This is a genomic window from Idiomarina sp. UBA4520, assembly GCF_002388365.1.
GTDB classification, from domain to species: Bacteria; Pseudomonadota; Gammaproteobacteria; order Enterobacterales; family Alteromonadaceae; genus Idiomarina; species Idiomarina zobellii.
On record NZ_DGMK01000011.1, the window covers coordinates 274,850 to 288,927 of the forward strand.

The window sequence follows — 14,078 nt, forward strand, 5'->3', positions numbered from 1 at the left end:
TCAGGCGTAGGTGTCTATATGACCAGAATTGCTATCCGAACTGTCCTCTGTTGACTCTTCCTCAGTCACCTCGGGTTCAGACTGCTGCTGTTCAGAAGACTGCTGTTGCCGTTGTTTCTCGCGGTTAGGATCATTATCAATAGTGGTGCTTTCCTCATCGCTAATCGCTTGAAGCTCTTTGGTTTTCTCAATTTGATTGACTCTCATTTGATCCTGAGAGTGGTCAACCGGTACCCGGGTATCCTTTGGTATTAATGGCACCATTGCATCAAAGTTAGCCATGAGTTTGCTCCGCTGTATCCTTGCTTTTTTGCCACCGACGTTACCGTCTTGATTATACAACCACTGGTTAAATATTAACCTAATATCGGCCCATAAAGGAATAAATTTACGCTTGCATTACAAAATCAACCTGTTAAGGTATTATACAACTTTGCGAAATACAGCGTACATTATTGGAGTCAACAAAATGAAATTCGTTCATCACCATCATGCACATCATTGGATTTTATGGGCTAGCTGAGAGCGAGTTTCTGGCTAGCCGCATAAGCGCTAGCCTTTCGATTGACTATACAACCTCCGAAAGGCAACTTTCGGAGGTTTTTTAATTTTTAGGAGTAATTATGACTAACCGTTTAACGATAGCGATACAAAAATCTGGCCGCCTGAGTAAAGAGTCAATGGCTTTATTAAATGCCTGCGGGGTAAAATTCAGCATTAATGAAGCCCGCCTCATTGCCCACAGCACCAGTCATCCTATCGATTTACTCCGGGTGCGTGATGATGACATTCCCGGCTTAGTCATGGACGGTGTTGTCGACTTAGGCCTGGTCGGCGAAAACGTGCTGGAAGAAGCTAGACTTGAGCGCATAGCCAGCGATACAGCAGCCGTATTTCAGCCACTCAGAGCGCTGGAGTTCGGTCAGTGCCGTTTGTCCATTGCAGTACCTCGTGAGCTCTCTTACCAGTCACAAGCTGACTTAGGCGGAATGCGAATTGCCACCACCTATCCGCAACTCTTAAAGCGTTACCTTAAGGACAATGGTATCAATGCCCGCATTGTCATGCTGACAGGCTCCGTCGAAGTAGCCCCGAGAGCGGGCTTAGCCGATGCGATTTGTGACCTGGTCTCAACAGGGGCAACACTTGAAGCTAACGGCCTGGTCGAGAAAGAAGTGATATTCCGTTCACAGGCACAGCTTATTCAAAACTCAGAAACATTGTCTGATGAAAAACAAGCAATGATCAACCAGTTACTGCCGCGTATCGATGGCGTACAAATGGCGAAGGAAAGTAAATACATTATGCTCCACGCGCCCAAAGATAAGCTTGAAGAAGTGGTTGAATTGTTGCCGGGTGCAGAAACCCCGACCATTTTGCCGCTCAGTCACACTGACAAACAAGTGGCTGTGCACATGGTCAGTACAGAAAAGCTGTTCTGGGAAACCATGGAAGATTTAAAGGCGAAAGGTTGCAGCTCTATTCTTGTTCTGCCAATTGAAAAAATGATGGGGTAACTATGCAAGGCTTAAACATCAAGGTTGAGCGCTGGGCAGACTTGTCTGCCGACGAAAAGGAACAGCGGCTTTCGCGTCCCCGTCAGGCAACAGCAATAAACACGCAACAAACGGTTCAGAAGATTATTGCCGATATTCGTGACAACGGTGACAGTGCACTGCTGAATTACACTCGGCAGTTTGACTATTCTGAAGCGACCTCGCTGCGCGTATCGCAACAGCGTATAGAGCAAGCAGTGAATCGCCTCGACAAAAAAGTGGCAGAGGCGATTGATACAGCTTACGGCACTATTCGTCGTTTTCACCAGGCACAAGTCCCTGAAAACCTTGCTGTTGAAACCATAAAAGGTGTTCAGTGTGAACTTCGCTATGCGCCATTAGATGCCGTTGGGCTTTATATACCTGGGGGTAGCGCGACCTTGCCATCTACAGCACTCATGCTCGGCGTGCCCGCTCAGCTAGCCAACTGTCAACGTGTTGTATTGGTCAGTCCGCCGGATAAAAGCGGTGACTTACCAAATGCGCTATTGTACGCCGCAAACCGTTGTGGCATTACAGAAATATACACCTGCGGCGGTGCTCAAGCCATTGCCGCCCTGGCTTATGGTACAGATTCCATCGCCCCGGTCGATAAAGTATTTGGCCCAGGCAACAGTTTTGTCACCGAAGCTAAGCAACAAGTGAGCAATGACGCCAGTGGCTGTACTATCGACTTACCCGCCGGTCCTTCTGAATTACTGGTTATTGGCGATGACACTGCTAACCCGGCGTATATTGCAGCCGACTTGTTGTCTCAAGCGGAGCACGGCCCTGATTCACAAGTTATTCTGGTCACACCGTCAAGCACACTGGCAGACAAAGTAAGACAAGCACTCATTGAGCAGTGTCAGCAGTTACAACGGGCTGATATTGCAGCCCAGGCGTTAGCCGAAAGCCGTTTACTGGTTGTCGAGACTATTGATGAAGCAATAACCATTAGCGAGCAATATGCGCCTGAGCACTTATCCATACAAACAGACAATGCGCGCTCATTACTGCCGAAATTGACCCGGGCGGGCTCTGTTTTTGTGGGTCATTATACACCGGAGTCTGGTGGTGACTACGCAACAGGCACTAACCATGTACTGCCTACCTACGGCTACGCGCGCAATTACAGTAGTTTGGGACTATTGGACTTTTATCGCCGTTACACCGTACAAGAAGTGTCCTACGAAGGCTTAGCGACTTTGTCAGAGGCGATTACAACCCTGGCGAATGTTGAGGGACTCGATGCACACGCTAAAGCTGTCACCATTCGCATGGAGGACCAATAATGTCATTAGTGGAAAAGTCTCAGCGCCAGCATCTGAAAACACTGACGCCCTATGCGTCGGCCAGACGCAGTATGAGCGGTGGTAATGTGTGGCTGAACGCCAATGAGTCACCTTTTGATAACGGTTACCGCTTTGACGATGGCGCTCTGAACCGGTATCCACAGTTTCAGTCAGAGGCGCTGAATACCACTTATGCCGACTATGCTGGTGTACAACCCAACCAGGTGTTAAGTACTCGCGGCTCTGATGAGGGTATCGAATTGTTGATTCGGGCGTTTTGCGAGCCGGGACAGGACAATATTCTCATTTGCCCGCCGACTTATGGTATGTATGCGATATCGGCTAAAACTTATGCCGTCAATACTACTGAGGTGCCGCTAATAGACTCAGGGCAGCGAAAAGGCCAACTGAACGTTGAGCAGGTGATCTCGCAGGCCAGGAATTGTAAGGTCGCGTTTCTGTGTTCACCGTCCAACCCCCTGGGTAACACGCTAAATGCAGCAGACATTAAGCAAGTACTGGACGCCTGTCCCGACACAGTTATTGTGGTTGACGAAGCCTATATTGAATTCTGTTATGACGACAGCAAAGCATCTTGGCTGACGACCTACCCTAACCTGGTGGTATTGAGGACATTATCAAAAGCCTTTGCGCTTGCCGGCATTCGCTGCGGCTTTTTACTCGCCAATGATGACATTATTGAGCTGATGAAAAAGATACTGGCGCCCTATCCGCTGCCGGAGCCTACCATTAATATAGCAACGCAGGCACTGAGCCCGGACAATATTGAGCGTATGCAGCAGCAGGTCGATACACTTATCGGCGAGCGCGAACGGCTTGTGGAGTTTCTCAGTGACTTACCACTAACGCTGGAGTTTGACAGCGTAACGAATTTTTTACTGTATCGTTCTGATACCACCCAAACCAATGCGGCCGACATTGTCACTACACTGCAACAACAAGGTGTGTTGATTCGGGACCAATCTAAACAACTCGGGTTAGACGGTTGTATTAGAATAACGGTAGGTAGCCGCGAAGAAAATGACGAGCTGGCACAACGATTAAAAGGGTATTTTTCATGACACAGCAATCCATACTTTTTATTGATCGCGACGGCACCTTGGTTGAAGAGCCCCCCGTCGATAAGCAGCTCGACAGTGTCGACAAGCTCGTTTTTGAGCCAAATGTCATACCGGCACTGTTAAAGCTTCAAAATGCCGGGTACCGACTGGTCATGGTGTCTAACCAAGACGGGCTAGGTACCGAGAGCTTCCCGACGGACACTTTTGAGGCTCCGCACAATTTAATGATGTCGGTATTTAAGTCGCAAGGGGTTCGTTTTGATGACGTATTAATTTGCCCACATTTTGACGAAGACAACTGCGCCTGTCGTAAGCCTAAACTGGGGCTTGTGCAACCCTATCTAACGGAAGGCAAAGTCGACTTTGCTAACTCTTTCGTTATTGGCGACAGAGAAACTGACTTACAACTGGCACAAGGCATGGGTATTCGCGGCATTCGCTACAACCGGGAAGAATACAGCTGGGATGACATTGTCCACGAAATTGTTGACCGGCCCCGTACCGCCAAAGTGTCTCGTAAAACTCATGAAACTGACATTAATATCGCCATTGATCTAGACAGCTCTGCACGCGGCACATTCAGCACCGGCATTGGCTTTTTTGACCACATGCTGGAGCAGATAGCTACGCACGCAGGTATTAATATGAGCGTAGTGGTCGAAGGTGACTTGCACATTGATGATCACCACACCATTGAGGATACAGCTTTAGCACTGGGTCAGGCCTTGCGTTCGGCGCTTGGCGACAAACGTGGTATTGGTCGCTTTGGCTTCGCGCTGCCGATGGACGAATGTAAAGCAGAGTGCCTGATTGACTTATCCGGCCGCCCATACTTGAAGTGGCAAGCGGACTTTAGTCGCGACAAAGTCGGTGAATTGTCGACAGAAATGGTTGAACATTTCTTTCGCTCGCTGACCGATGCTATGGCCATTAGCCTGCACCTCTCAACAACCGAGGGCAACAGTCATCACCAGGTAGAAAGCCTGTTTAAAGTCTTTGGTCGCGCGTTACGTCAGGCGGTTGCTAAAACCGGAGACCAACAACTGCCATCGAGTAAAGGAATGCTGGCATGAAGGTAGTGATAGTCGATACCGAGTGCGCAAACCTGACATCGGTTCGCTTTGCGATTGAACGACTCGGATACTCATGCACTGTGACAGACGACGCAGACGCTATTCGCGCTGCTGATCGTGTCATTTTGCCCGGCGTTGGCACTGCTGCAGCAGCGATGCGTAACCTACAGAGAAAACAGTTGGTTGACGTGCTGAAGTCGCTCGAACAGCCAGTGCTCGGCATTTGTTTGGGTATGCAGCTGATGACCTCTCATTCTGAAGAGGGGGATGTCGAGTGCCTGGGATTAATTCCGTCATTGACTAAACGGCTTGAGGTTGGCGAACTGCCGCTGCCACACATGGGCTGGAACACCTCTATGCCGACCAATAGTAATCCGCTGCTGAAGACTGCCGAACAATACTGTTACTTTGTTCACAGCTATGCGGTTGCCGTTGACGAATATACCATTGCCGAAGCGGAATACGGCCAACGCTTTGCATCAATGATTCGCCACAACAACTATTTCGGCGCGCAATTTCACCCTGAGCGCTCAGGCAAAGTGGGTGAATCAATTTTACGTGAGTTTCTGGAGGCTAAGCTGTGCTAATACCTGCGTTAGACTTAATTAAAGGTGCCGTTGTACGACTGTACCAAGGCGACTTTTCTCAAAAAACCGAATATCAGTTTTCACCGGTTGAACAAGCTCAGAGCTACGCTAAAGCTGGCGCAAAATGGCTTCATTTAGTCGATTTAGACGGTGCCAAGGACCCTAAGCAGCGTCAAACAAAGCTGCTGGAAAAGCTGATTAAAGAGTCAGGTATGAGTTGTCAGGTGGGTGGTGGTATTCGCACGACTGAAGATATCGACGCTCTTCTGGCTGTTGGTGTTAAGCGAGTAGTGATAGGCTCAACCGCCGTCAGCTCACCAGAAAAAGTACTCGAATGGTTTAAAACCTACGGTCCTGAAAAAATCGTACTGGCGCTGGATGTCAACATTCAACCCAACGGTCAGGCGTTAGTTGCAACGCATGGCTGGCAAGAGTCTTCAGGCAAGGCTTTGGAAGATGTTTTAGACCAATACCTTGAAGTAGGCTGCCAGCACGTATTATGCACCGACATTAGCAAGGACGGTACTCTCGGCGGAAGCAACGTCGAGTTGTACCAAAAATACAAAAGCAAATACCCCAGCGTACAGTGGCAAGCATCGGGTGGCGTGAGCAGCCTAGACGATATAAAAGCGCTGAAAGCTATTAACTGCGATTCTGTGATTCTGGGTAAATCGCTGCTAACCAACCAATTCACTCTGGAGGATGCACTGGCATGTTGGCAAAGCGAGTAATTCCCTGCCTGGACGTTCGTGACGGACAGGTCGTTAAAGGCGTTAAGTTTCGTAACCACGAAGTCATTGGTGACATTATTCCGTTGGCTCGCCATTACGCCGAAAGCGGTGCCGACGAGCTGGTTTTCTATGACATTACCGCTTCGTCCGATGGCCGTACGGTGGATAAATCGTGGGTAGAGCGGGTTGCCAAAGAAATTAATATCCCGTTTACGGTCGCCGGCGGTATTCGCTCTGTAGCTCAGGCTCAAGAGTTACTGTCAAAAGGCGCAGATAAGCTGTCTATTAACTCTCCTGCGTTACTGGATCCGTCACTTATCGACACGTTGGTGGCAGAGTTCGGTCAACAGTGCATTGTTATCGGTATTGACAGTTTCTTCAATGAAGAGACCGGTACCTATGAGGTACACCAGTTTACCGGCGATGAAAAGAAGTCACGCAAATCGGCATGGCAAACTAAAGACTGGTTGCAGGAAGTGATTAAACGAGGCGCCGGCGAAATTGTCTTGAACTGCATGAATCAGGACGGCGTGCGCAAAGGATACGATATTGAACAACTGACCGCTTTACGTGACTACTGTTCAGTACCCATAATAGCCTCTGGTGGCGCCGGCGAAATACAGCACTTTGTCGATGTCTTTAATGACGCCAAAGTTGATGGTGCCCTGGCGGCTTCGGTCTTTCATAAAAACGTATTTTCAATTGCCGATGTGAAAAGCGCGATGCACAACAATGGCATTGCCGTGCGTCCCATTGAATCCTAAGGAGTAACAGTGAGAGTCGACAAGCAAAATTTAAACAGCCTTGACTGGGCAAAAATGGACAACCTGGTCCCCTGTGTTGTCCAGCACGTTCTGACCGGCGAGGTTCTGATGCTGGGTTACATGAACGACAAGGCACTTGAGAAGACATTAGAGTCAGGTCAGGTCACTTTTTACAGCCGCAGCAAAGAGCGTTTATGGACCAAAGGTGAAAGCTCTGGTCATGTTCTTGAGTTGGAAGAGGTTCATACCGACTGCGACAGTGACGCACTACTGATTAAAGCAACCCCGAATGGGCCAACCTGTCACTTAGGCACTCAAAGCTGCTTTGCTGACACATCAGGCTCTTTTTTACACCACTTAGAAGGGGTTATTAACTCCAGAAAAGGTGCCGATGCCGGTGAAAGTTACACTGCCAGCCTCTTCCAGAAAGGCATTAAACGATGCGCTCAGAAAGTCGGTGAAGAAGGTGTCGAAGTGGCACTTGCAGCGGCAACCAACGACAAAGACGAACTGCTCAATGAAAGTGCTGATCTGCTGTACCACTTATTGGTGGTGCTGAGCGCCAGTGAGTTATCGATGAGTGATGTCCTTAAGGTACTGAAACAGCGCCATAATTAGTGTAATGCTTGTTAAGCGCTATTCAACTGCTCCTGAAAGTGGCGGCGTTTGTAGGCTTTTGATACTTTCTTCAGCCTGACAGACAGCAGTACAGCCGCCACACTCAGGCCACTAATAAAGCCTATCCAGAACCCAGCAGCGCCCATGGCTGGCACCACTAAGTTGGTTCGTCCTAGCACATACCCCACAGTTAAGCCGAAAGGCCAATAGGATATAAAAGCCAGTACCATAGGGTAAGTCGTGTCTTTGTAGCCTCTCAGTGTTCCCATTGCCACTACCTGGAAGGTGTCGGACAAGGTGAAAATAGCAGCCAGCCCCATTAATGTTGCGGCTAAATTAATGACTTCTGCGTTCGGTGTGTAGAGACTAGCCAGGAAACTGCCTCCCAGATACATAATAAGCCCGTTTACAGCCGCAAACACACCACCAAACCAAAGTGCAATTCTGAAGTTACGCATTGCGTTATCCGGGTTTCCGGCACCAAGCGCAAAGCCCACACGCAACGTCACCGCCATAGAAATACTGAGAGGGACCATATAGACCAACGAGCTTATGTTCAGGGCTATTTGGTGAGCTGAAACCACTGTCGCTCCTAACGGCGCTATTAACAGGGCAACCGCTGCGAATAAGCTCACCTCGAAAAACAGCGACATTGAAATAGGAAACCCCAGACGAATGACATAAGTCACGTCATCCCAGTTAGGTTTGTACCAACTGCGCAGTAAGCGGAGGCTCTTATAGCGCTTGGCGCCAAAGGTATAAATAGCCATTGAAATAGCCATTCCCCAAAGCACGAGAGCCGTTGCTACACCACAGCCAGCGCCGCCAAGTGCCGGCATTCCAAACTCGCCATACACGAAAATATAGTTCGCCGGAATATTGATGATAAGCCCGATAAAACCAATAATCAGCGATGGCATTGTGTTCGACATGCCCTCACAGAAGTTTCTCAGAACGGCATAAATGACAAAGCCGGGAATGCCCCAGGCAATGTAAAACAGATAGTCGAGCGTAACCTGCCGGAACTTGTCTTCTACTTCCATTAAGTCCAGCAACCACGGAGCGGAAGACATACCTACTAAGGTTATCGCGCCAACAATGGCACAGGCATAGAAGCCCTGTTGCAACATATTCGCCATTTTACGATGGCCACCAGAGCCGTCGAAATGGGAAATAATAGGCGCAAGTGCCAACGCCAAACCAAATACCAGCAAGGTTGCCGGCACAAAAATACTGCCACCGACAGATACGGCCGCAAGGTCAATCGCACTTTTTCGCCCCGCCATTACCGTATCGACAACACTCATGAGCATTTGCGTCAGCTGCGCGATAAGTATAGGGCCCGTCAGTCGAGCAAGTTTTACCACTTCGCTTTTATTGTCTTGCCAGGATTTCACGTTGGAGTGTCTCGCTCGTTTTGACCTATCTTGGATAGTCGCTTTATGCGTTTATAAACTGAACCAGTTTGCCATTGACTTCTGACGGGTGGGTCAATGGTCCCATGTGCCCCGCTGTTATCGACTCTCGTTTTAAGTCACTAATAACCGTCGATAAAGCATCTGCCACAGCCTTAGCACTACGACGCGTATGCTCTCCCTGAACAAGCAGTACCGGTTGCTCAATTGCCGCATAATCATTCAGTCGTTTAGGCTCGTTGAGCAAGGCATCAAAGTCCAATGCGACCTTAGCGGCCTGCTTCACCATCAACGCCTGTATTTTGGACGGCAAAGCGTCGAAATAGCCCGGACTGTTCCAGTAATCGACAAAGGTGCGGGTACACTCTTCAGCGTCTTTACCATGCATCGCCTGGCTAATTTCTTGTATTTCAATCATCCCGGGGGAATCGTCAGCTAACACATGGAAAGCCACAGGTTCATACACCGCCAGTTTTGAGATTGCGAAAGGTTGCTCTAAGGCGAGTTTAAGCGCCAAAGCCCCTCCATAAGAATGACCAATAACATCAATTGCTGTATCAACTTTTAACGCTGAAATAGCCTCCACCACTCGCGGGACTTCGTCGGCTAAGCGAAAGTTTGCCACCGCTTCAGGCTCTGGCGCTTTGCCATAACCGAGCAGATCGACAGCAATGACAAAGCGAGAGTGGCTTAAGCGTTGAATTAAATCTCGCCACTGAGAACTTGCACTTTGTGAGCTATGCAACAACAGCACTGGAGGGTTGTGCTTCTCACCGAAAACGTATACTCCGGAACCTAATTCTGACATGTCACTTCTCTACAGCAGACTAAAGCCGACAAATTGACCCACGCAGATTCCGGCGCTGAATAGCAGAACAGCGAAGGTACCCAACACACCAATGGTGCGGAAAATGCTTGGACCAATTGTTTTGGTTAAGCCAATAGCATGGCTTATACGAGCAATTAATGTAGCAATTCCAATGCCGTGGACAAGCCCAGCCGCACCACCCTGAACTTCAATAATGCCTAATAATATAAGAATAAAAGGAACATATTCGATAAAGTTGCCATGCACTCGCACAGCCACTTTCAGTTCGTCCTCACCACCCGTTCCAATACCAACACGGTATTTCCAGCGTAAGCGTATGATTCTGGCTGCCAGAATTAAATAAAGTAACGCAAGCAGTCCTGCATAAAACCCTGTAATACGAATGTCCATGACAACGTCCTTTTATTCAAAAAAGGCTCACCAAGTGAGCCTTTTCATTTACTTTTTCAGTAGCTCGCCAAGTTGGTCGCTAACCTTCTCAACCGGCTGTGTACCATCTATTTTGTAGTATTCAGTTTTGCCTTCTTCGGAAAGCTTCTGATAATACTCAACCAATGGCTCTGTTTGTTCATGATAAACCGCCAGGCGCTTACGAACTGTTTGCTCCTGATCGTCAGGGCGAATAACCAGCTCTTCACCGGTTTCGTCGTCCTTACCATCTTCTTTAGGCGGGTTATGCTCAACATGATACACACGTCCTGAGCCAGGGTGTACGCGACGACCACTCATACGCTCAACAATGACTTCATCAGGAACATCAAATTCCAGTACGTAGTCAATTTCTATACCGTTTTCACGCATAGCATCGGCTTGCGGAATTGTGCGAGGAAAGCCGTCTAACAAAAAGCCGTTTTGGCAGTCTGGCTCGGCAATGCGTTCTTTAACCAGTTCAATAATGATGTCGTCAGAAACGAGTTGCCCGGCATCCATTACCTGCTTGGCTTTTTTTCCTAATTCCGAACCCGACTTAATTGCTGAACGCAACATATCGCCTGTTGAAATTTGAGGAATACCAAATGTGTTCATCAGGAACTGGGCTTGCGTGCCCTTACCTGCTCCCGGAGCGCCCAATAAAATAATGCGCATAAGAAAACCTCTTTGCGTGATTCAAAAGTCTGCCACGAACTTTACCCTGACAGGCAAGCTATTACAAGCTTAGAGAAGCGCTGCGGCCAATGGTATGACCGCAGCAGGAAGGTTATGCGTTAAGCATTAACTTGTTCAGTTTAGCGACAAATGACGCTGGATCTTTTAAGTTTCCACGCTCTGCGAGTGTGGCTTGATCGAGCAAGACTTCAGCCCATTCCTTGAAAGTGTCATCGTCTTTTTCCAACATACGCTGAACTAAGGCGTGCTCTGGATTTACCTCAAAGATATACTTGGTTTCAGGAACAGCCTGACCCGCAGCTTCCATCAACTTAGCCATTTGCGTACTCATGTCGTGCTCGTCGGTAATGATACACGCCGGTGAGTCTGTCAAACGGTGAGTCACGCGCACTTTCTTCACTTTGTCACCCAAGGCTTTTTCGAAACGCTCAAGGTTCTCTTTAAAGGCTTCTTCCGTTTTTTCTTGCTCAGCCTTATTTTCTTCGTCGTCCAGTTCACCAAGGTCCAGGTCGCCACGAGTAACCGACTGTAACTGCTTCTCTTTGAACTCGGTTAAATGGCTCATAAGCCATTCATCGATTCGGTCAGACAACAGCAGAACTTCTATGCCTTTCTTACGGAATATTTCTAGTGCAGGATTATTCTTCGCAGCTTCATAACTGTCTGCCACAATGTAGAAGATCTTATCCTGACCATCTTTCATGCGCTCAATGTAGTCGTCAAGACTAACGGACTGAACAGCACTGTCGTTATGAGTCGATGCAAAGCGTAGTAACTCAGCGATGCGCTCACGATTACTGTGATCTTCCGCAGGGCCTTCTTTTAAGACATTACCGAAGGTATCCCAGAACTGCTGGTACTCTTCTTTATTGTCCTTCGCCAGTTTCTTCAGAATTTGTAGCACTTTTTTGGTGCTACCGTTGCGCATGGAGCGGGTGATTTTATTGTCCTGAAGAATTTCGCGAGACACATTCAACGGCAAGTCGTTTGAGTCCACCAAACCGCGTACAAAGCGCAGATAAGTCGGCATTAACTGCTCTGCGTCATCCATAATGAAGACACGCTTAACATACAGCTTCACGCCATGCTGCTGTTCACGGTTCCATAAGTCCCAGGGCGCTCTTTTCGGAATGTACAGCAAATTCGTGTATTCTGTAGTGCCTTCCACCTTATTGTGCGTCCAAAGCAGTGGCTCATCAAAGTCGTGCGCAACGGTTTTATAGAACTCTTTGTATTCATCGTCAGTAATGTCTGACTTGTCACGCGTCCACAGCGCTTTACCAGAGTTTACTGTTTCCCACTCGCCAGGCTGTGCTTCTACCTTGTTACCCTCACTATCTTCAGACTCAGGTACTGGCTCTTTCCACATTTGTACAGGAATACTCAGGTGCTCTGAATATTTGTTAATAATGCCGCGCAGACGATACTCGTCTAAGAACTCTTCAGCGTCATCTTTTAAGTGCAAGATGATATCAGTGCCGCGACGGGCCTTTTCAATGTCGGCAATTTCGAATTCGCCTTCGCCACGCGAGCGCCATTCAACACCGGCAGTGTTATTGTCGAGCGCGGAACGAGTGCGCACAGTGACCTCGTCGGCAACAATAAACGCTGAATAAAAACCAACACCAAACTGACCAATAAGTTGACTGTCTTTTGCCTGGTCACCTGACAGCTGCCCAAAAAACTCAGCTGTGCCCGACTTAGCGATAGTCCCCAAATTATTCATGACATCGTCTCGGGTCATGCCGATACCGTTATCGCTTATGGTGATAGTTTTAGCGTCTTTATCGACCGAAATACGGACGAACAACTCATTGTCGTCGCCGTATAAAGAGTTGTCACTCAGCGCTTTAAAGCGCAGCTTATCCGCCGCGTCAGACGCGTTGGAAACCAATTCGCGTAAGAAAATTTCTTTATTGGAATACAAAGAATGGATCATCAAGTGAAGTAACTGTTTTACTTCTGTCTGAAATCCGTGTTTTTCCATTTGACCGGCTTCCGCCATAGTGTTTTCTCCTACTGTTTAAAACGTACAGTGATACCTATCGTTTTAAAATGGGGATGACACCAGGCTTTTCAAGTCAGCGAGTGAATTGTTTTCGGCCACTAAAAGCGTGACCCAAAGTTGTTTGGTCAACGTAACCCAGTTCACCGCCTACAGGAACACCGTGAGCGATGCGAGTCGTGTTAATGTTGTACTGATCCGCCATGTCCGCAATGTAATGCGCTGTCGCATCACCTTCTACGGTGGGGTTAGTGGCAAGTATGATTTCTTCGATAGTGTCCGACTGAAGCTGTTGCTCGAGTTTATCTAAGCCAATATCGGAAGGCCCAACACCATCAAGCGGCGATAAATGGCCCATTAGAACAAAGTAGCGCCCCTTAAACTGGGACGTTTGCTCGATGGCTAAAACATCGGCCGGCGTTTCCACAACGCAAAGCACGCCACTGTCGCGACGTCTTTCATCGAGGCATATTGGGCAAAGGTCATTTTCCGTTAATGTTCGACAACTATTACAGTGTCCTACGGTTTCAACGGCATGTTTTAAAGAGTCAGATAACCGTGAAGCACCCGGCTTGTCCCGTTCCAGTAAATGGAAAGCCATACGCTGTGCGCTTTTCTGCCCAACACCAGGCAAACGCTTCAAGCTTTCCACCAGTTGTTCGATAGCCGGGCTTAACTTCATTAAACTGACTCCGAATTAAAACGGCATTTTAAAGCCTGGAGGCAAACCCATACCGCCAGTAATTTCAGACATACGCTCTTTGCTGGTCTCTTCAACGCGGCGTACTGCATCGTTTGTCGCTGCCGCAACTAAGTCTTCCAGCATTTCCTGGTCGTCGTCCATCAGGCTTGGGTCAATGCTAACGCGTTTCACGTTGTGATTGCCCAGCATAGTCACTTTCACCATGCCTGCACCAGCTTCGCCGGTGACTTCCATATTTGCGATTTCATCCTGGGCTTGCTGCATGCGCTCTTGCATTTGCTGCGCCTGCTTCATCATATTTCCCATTCCGCCTTTAAACATGTTTACTTCCTCA

16 protein-coding genes are annotated in these 14,078 nt (G+C 48.3%); 8 read left to right on the forward strand and 8 right to left on the reverse strand.

Annotated elements, in window-relative coordinates; translation table 11 throughout:
- On the reverse strand, positions 1–282 hold the full coding sequence (locus B3850_RS05020; protein ID WP_286873365.1) for a hypothetical protein: 282 nt from the start codon (positions 280–282) through the stop codon (positions 1–3).
- Positions 283–623: 341 nt separating this feature from the next.
- Between B3850_RS05020 and hisG the strand changes: the two genes are divergently transcribed.
- From hisG to hisIE, 8 genes are read left to right on the forward strand one after another with little or no spacing between them, the layout of a single operon-like run.
- Complete coding sequence (gene hisG / locus B3850_RS05025) at positions 624–1,517, forward strand: ATP phosphoribosyltransferase (protein ID WP_286873363.1); 894 nt, start codon at positions 624–626, stop codon at positions 1,515–1,517.
- A 2-nt stretch (positions 1,518–1,519) separates the two neighbouring features.
- Positions 1,520–2,830: a histidinol dehydrogenase gene (hisD, locus tag B3850_RS05030; RefSeq protein ID WP_286873360.1), complete on the forward strand. Its 1,311-nt coding sequence runs from the start codon at positions 1,520–1,522 to the stop codon at positions 2,828–2,830.
- Positions 2,830–3,912 carry a histidinol-phosphate transaminase gene (gene hisC / locus B3850_RS05035; protein ID WP_286873358.1) on the forward strand — a complete coding sequence of 361 codons (1,083 nt, stop codon included), beginning with the start codon at positions 2,830–2,832 and terminating at the stop codon, positions 3,910–3,912. Before hisD ends, hisC begins: the two co-directional genes overlap by 1 nt.
- On the forward strand, positions 3,909–4,985 hold the full coding sequence (gene hisB / locus B3850_RS05040) for a bifunctional histidinol-phosphatase/imidazoleglycerol-phosphate dehydratase HisB (RefSeq protein WP_286873356.1): 1,077 nt from the start codon (positions 3,909–3,911) through the stop codon (positions 4,983–4,985). The genes hisC and hisB overlap by 4 nt, the downstream gene beginning before the upstream one ends.
- Positions 4,982–5,572, forward strand: a complete 591-nt coding sequence (gene hisH, locus B3850_RS05045) for an imidazole glycerol phosphate synthase subunit HisH (protein ID WP_286911471.1) — start codon at positions 4,982–4,984, stop codon at positions 5,570–5,572. Before hisB ends, hisH begins: the two co-directional genes overlap by 4 nt.
- Entirely contained in the window at positions 5,566–6,303 is a 738-nt protein-coding gene (hisA, locus tag B3850_RS05050) for a 1-(5-phosphoribosyl)-5-[(5-phosphoribosylamino)methylideneamino]imidazole-4-carboxamide isomerase (protein ID WP_286873350.1), read from the forward strand. Before hisH ends, hisA begins: the two co-directional genes overlap by 7 nt.
- Positions 6,285–7,067 (forward strand): imidazole glycerol phosphate synthase subunit HisF, encoded by a 783-nt coding sequence (hisF, locus tag B3850_RS05055; protein ID WP_286911472.1) that lies wholly within the window; start codon positions 6,285–6,287, stop codon positions 7,065–7,067. The genes hisA and hisF overlap by 19 nt, the downstream gene beginning before the upstream one ends.
- Positions 7,068–7,076: 9 nt before the next feature.
- A complete protein-coding gene (gene hisIE, locus B3850_RS05060; RefSeq protein ID WP_286911473.1) occupies positions 7,077–7,685 on the forward strand; it encodes a bifunctional phosphoribosyl-AMP cyclohydrolase/phosphoribosyl-ATP diphosphatase HisIE in 609 nt (202 codons plus the stop codon).
- 11 nt (positions 7,686–7,696) lie between these two features.
- Here the strand turns inward: hisIE and B3850_RS05065 are convergent, their stop codons facing one another.
- From B3850_RS05065 to B3850_RS05095, 7 genes are all read right to left on the reverse strand, one after another.
- Positions 7,697–9,082, reverse strand: a complete 1,386-nt coding sequence (locus B3850_RS05065; protein ID WP_286873341.1) for an MATE family efflux transporter — start codon at positions 9,080–9,082, stop codon at positions 7,697–7,699.
- A 43-nt stretch (positions 9,083–9,125) separates the two neighbouring features.
- On the reverse strand, positions 9,126–9,908 hold the full coding sequence (locus tag B3850_RS05070) for an alpha/beta fold hydrolase (RefSeq protein ID WP_286911475.1): 783 nt from the start codon (positions 9,906–9,908) through the stop codon (positions 9,126–9,128).
- 9 nt (positions 9,909–9,917) lie between these two features.
- Positions 9,918–10,319, reverse strand: coding sequence for an MAPEG family protein (locus tag B3850_RS05075; RefSeq protein ID WP_286873335.1), 402 nt, complete (start codon positions 10,317–10,319; stop codon positions 9,918–9,920).
- A 48-nt stretch (positions 10,320–10,367) separates the two neighbouring features.
- Complete coding sequence (gene adk, locus B3850_RS05080) at positions 10,368–11,015, reverse strand: adenylate kinase (RefSeq protein ID WP_273267142.1); 648 nt, start codon at positions 11,013–11,015, stop codon at positions 10,368–10,370.
- A gap of 112 nt (positions 11,016–11,127) precedes the next feature.
- Positions 11,128–13,041, reverse strand: coding sequence for a molecular chaperone HtpG (gene htpG / locus B3850_RS05085; protein ID WP_286873332.1), 1,914 nt, complete (start codon positions 13,039–13,041; stop codon positions 11,128–11,130).
- Positions 13,042–13,117: 76 nt separating this feature from the next.
- A complete protein-coding gene (recR, locus tag B3850_RS05090) occupies positions 13,118–13,723 on the reverse strand; it encodes a recombination mediator RecR (protein WP_273267140.1) in 606 nt (201 codons plus the stop codon).
- Positions 13,724–13,738: 15 nt separating this feature from the next.
- The gene (locus B3850_RS05095) at positions 13,739–14,065 is read right to left on the reverse strand and encodes a YbaB/EbfC family nucleoid-associated protein (protein WP_053952593.1); all 327 of its coding nucleotides are present in this window, start codon (positions 14,063–14,065) and stop codon (positions 13,739–13,741) included.
- Positions 14,066–14,078: the final 13 nt, after the last annotated feature.

What these genes read in the sequence shown, in the direction of transcription:
- hisB (WP_286873356.1), top strand. Translation starts at nt 3,909, where the DNA reads ATGACACAGCAATCCATACTTTTTATTGATCGCGACGGCACCTTGGTT.
- hisF (WP_286911472.1), top strand. Translation starts at nt 6,285, where the DNA reads ATGTTGGCAAAGCGAGTAATTCCCTGCCTGGACGTTCGTGACGGACAG.
- hisH (WP_286911471.1), top strand. Translation starts at nt 4,982, where the DNA reads ATGAAGGTAGTGATAGTCGATACCGAGTGCGCAAACCTGACATCGGTT.
- adk (WP_273267142.1), bottom strand. Translation starts at nt 11,015, where the DNA reads ATGCGCATTATTTTATTGGGCGCTCCGGGAGCAGGTAAGGGCACGCAA.
- hisG (WP_286873363.1), top strand. Translation starts at nt 624, where the DNA reads ATGACTAACCGTTTAACGATAGCGATACAAAAATCTGGCCGCCTGAGT.
- hisC (WP_286873358.1), top strand. Translation starts at nt 2,830, where the DNA reads ATGTCATTAGTGGAAAAGTCTCAGCGCCAGCATCTGAAAACACTGACG.
- B3850_RS05075 (WP_286873335.1), bottom strand. Translation starts at nt 10,319, where the DNA reads ATGGACATTCGTATTACAGGGTTTTATGCAGGACTGCTTGCGTTACTT.
- B3850_RS05070 (WP_286911475.1), bottom strand. Translation starts at nt 9,908, where the DNA reads ATGTCAGAATTAGGTTCCGGAGTATACGTTTTCGGTGAGAAGCACAAC.
- B3850_RS05095 (WP_053952593.1), bottom strand. Translation starts at nt 14,065, where the DNA reads ATGTTTAAAGGCGGAATGGGAAATATGATGAAGCAGGCGCAGCAAATG.
- B3850_RS05020 (WP_286873365.1), bottom strand. Translation starts at nt 282, where the DNA reads ATGGCTAACTTTGATGCAATGGTGCCATTAATACCAAAGGATACCCGG.
- htpG (WP_286873332.1), bottom strand. Translation starts at nt 13,041, where the DNA reads ATGGCGGAAGCCGGTCAAATGGAAAAACACGGATTTCAGACAGAAGTA.
- recR (WP_273267140.1), bottom strand. Translation starts at nt 13,723, where the DNA reads ATGAAGTTAAGCCCGGCTATCGAACAACTGGTGGAAAGCTTGAAGCGT.
- hisD (WP_286873360.1), top strand. Translation starts at nt 1,520, where the DNA reads ATGCAAGGCTTAAACATCAAGGTTGAGCGCTGGGCAGACTTGTCTGCC.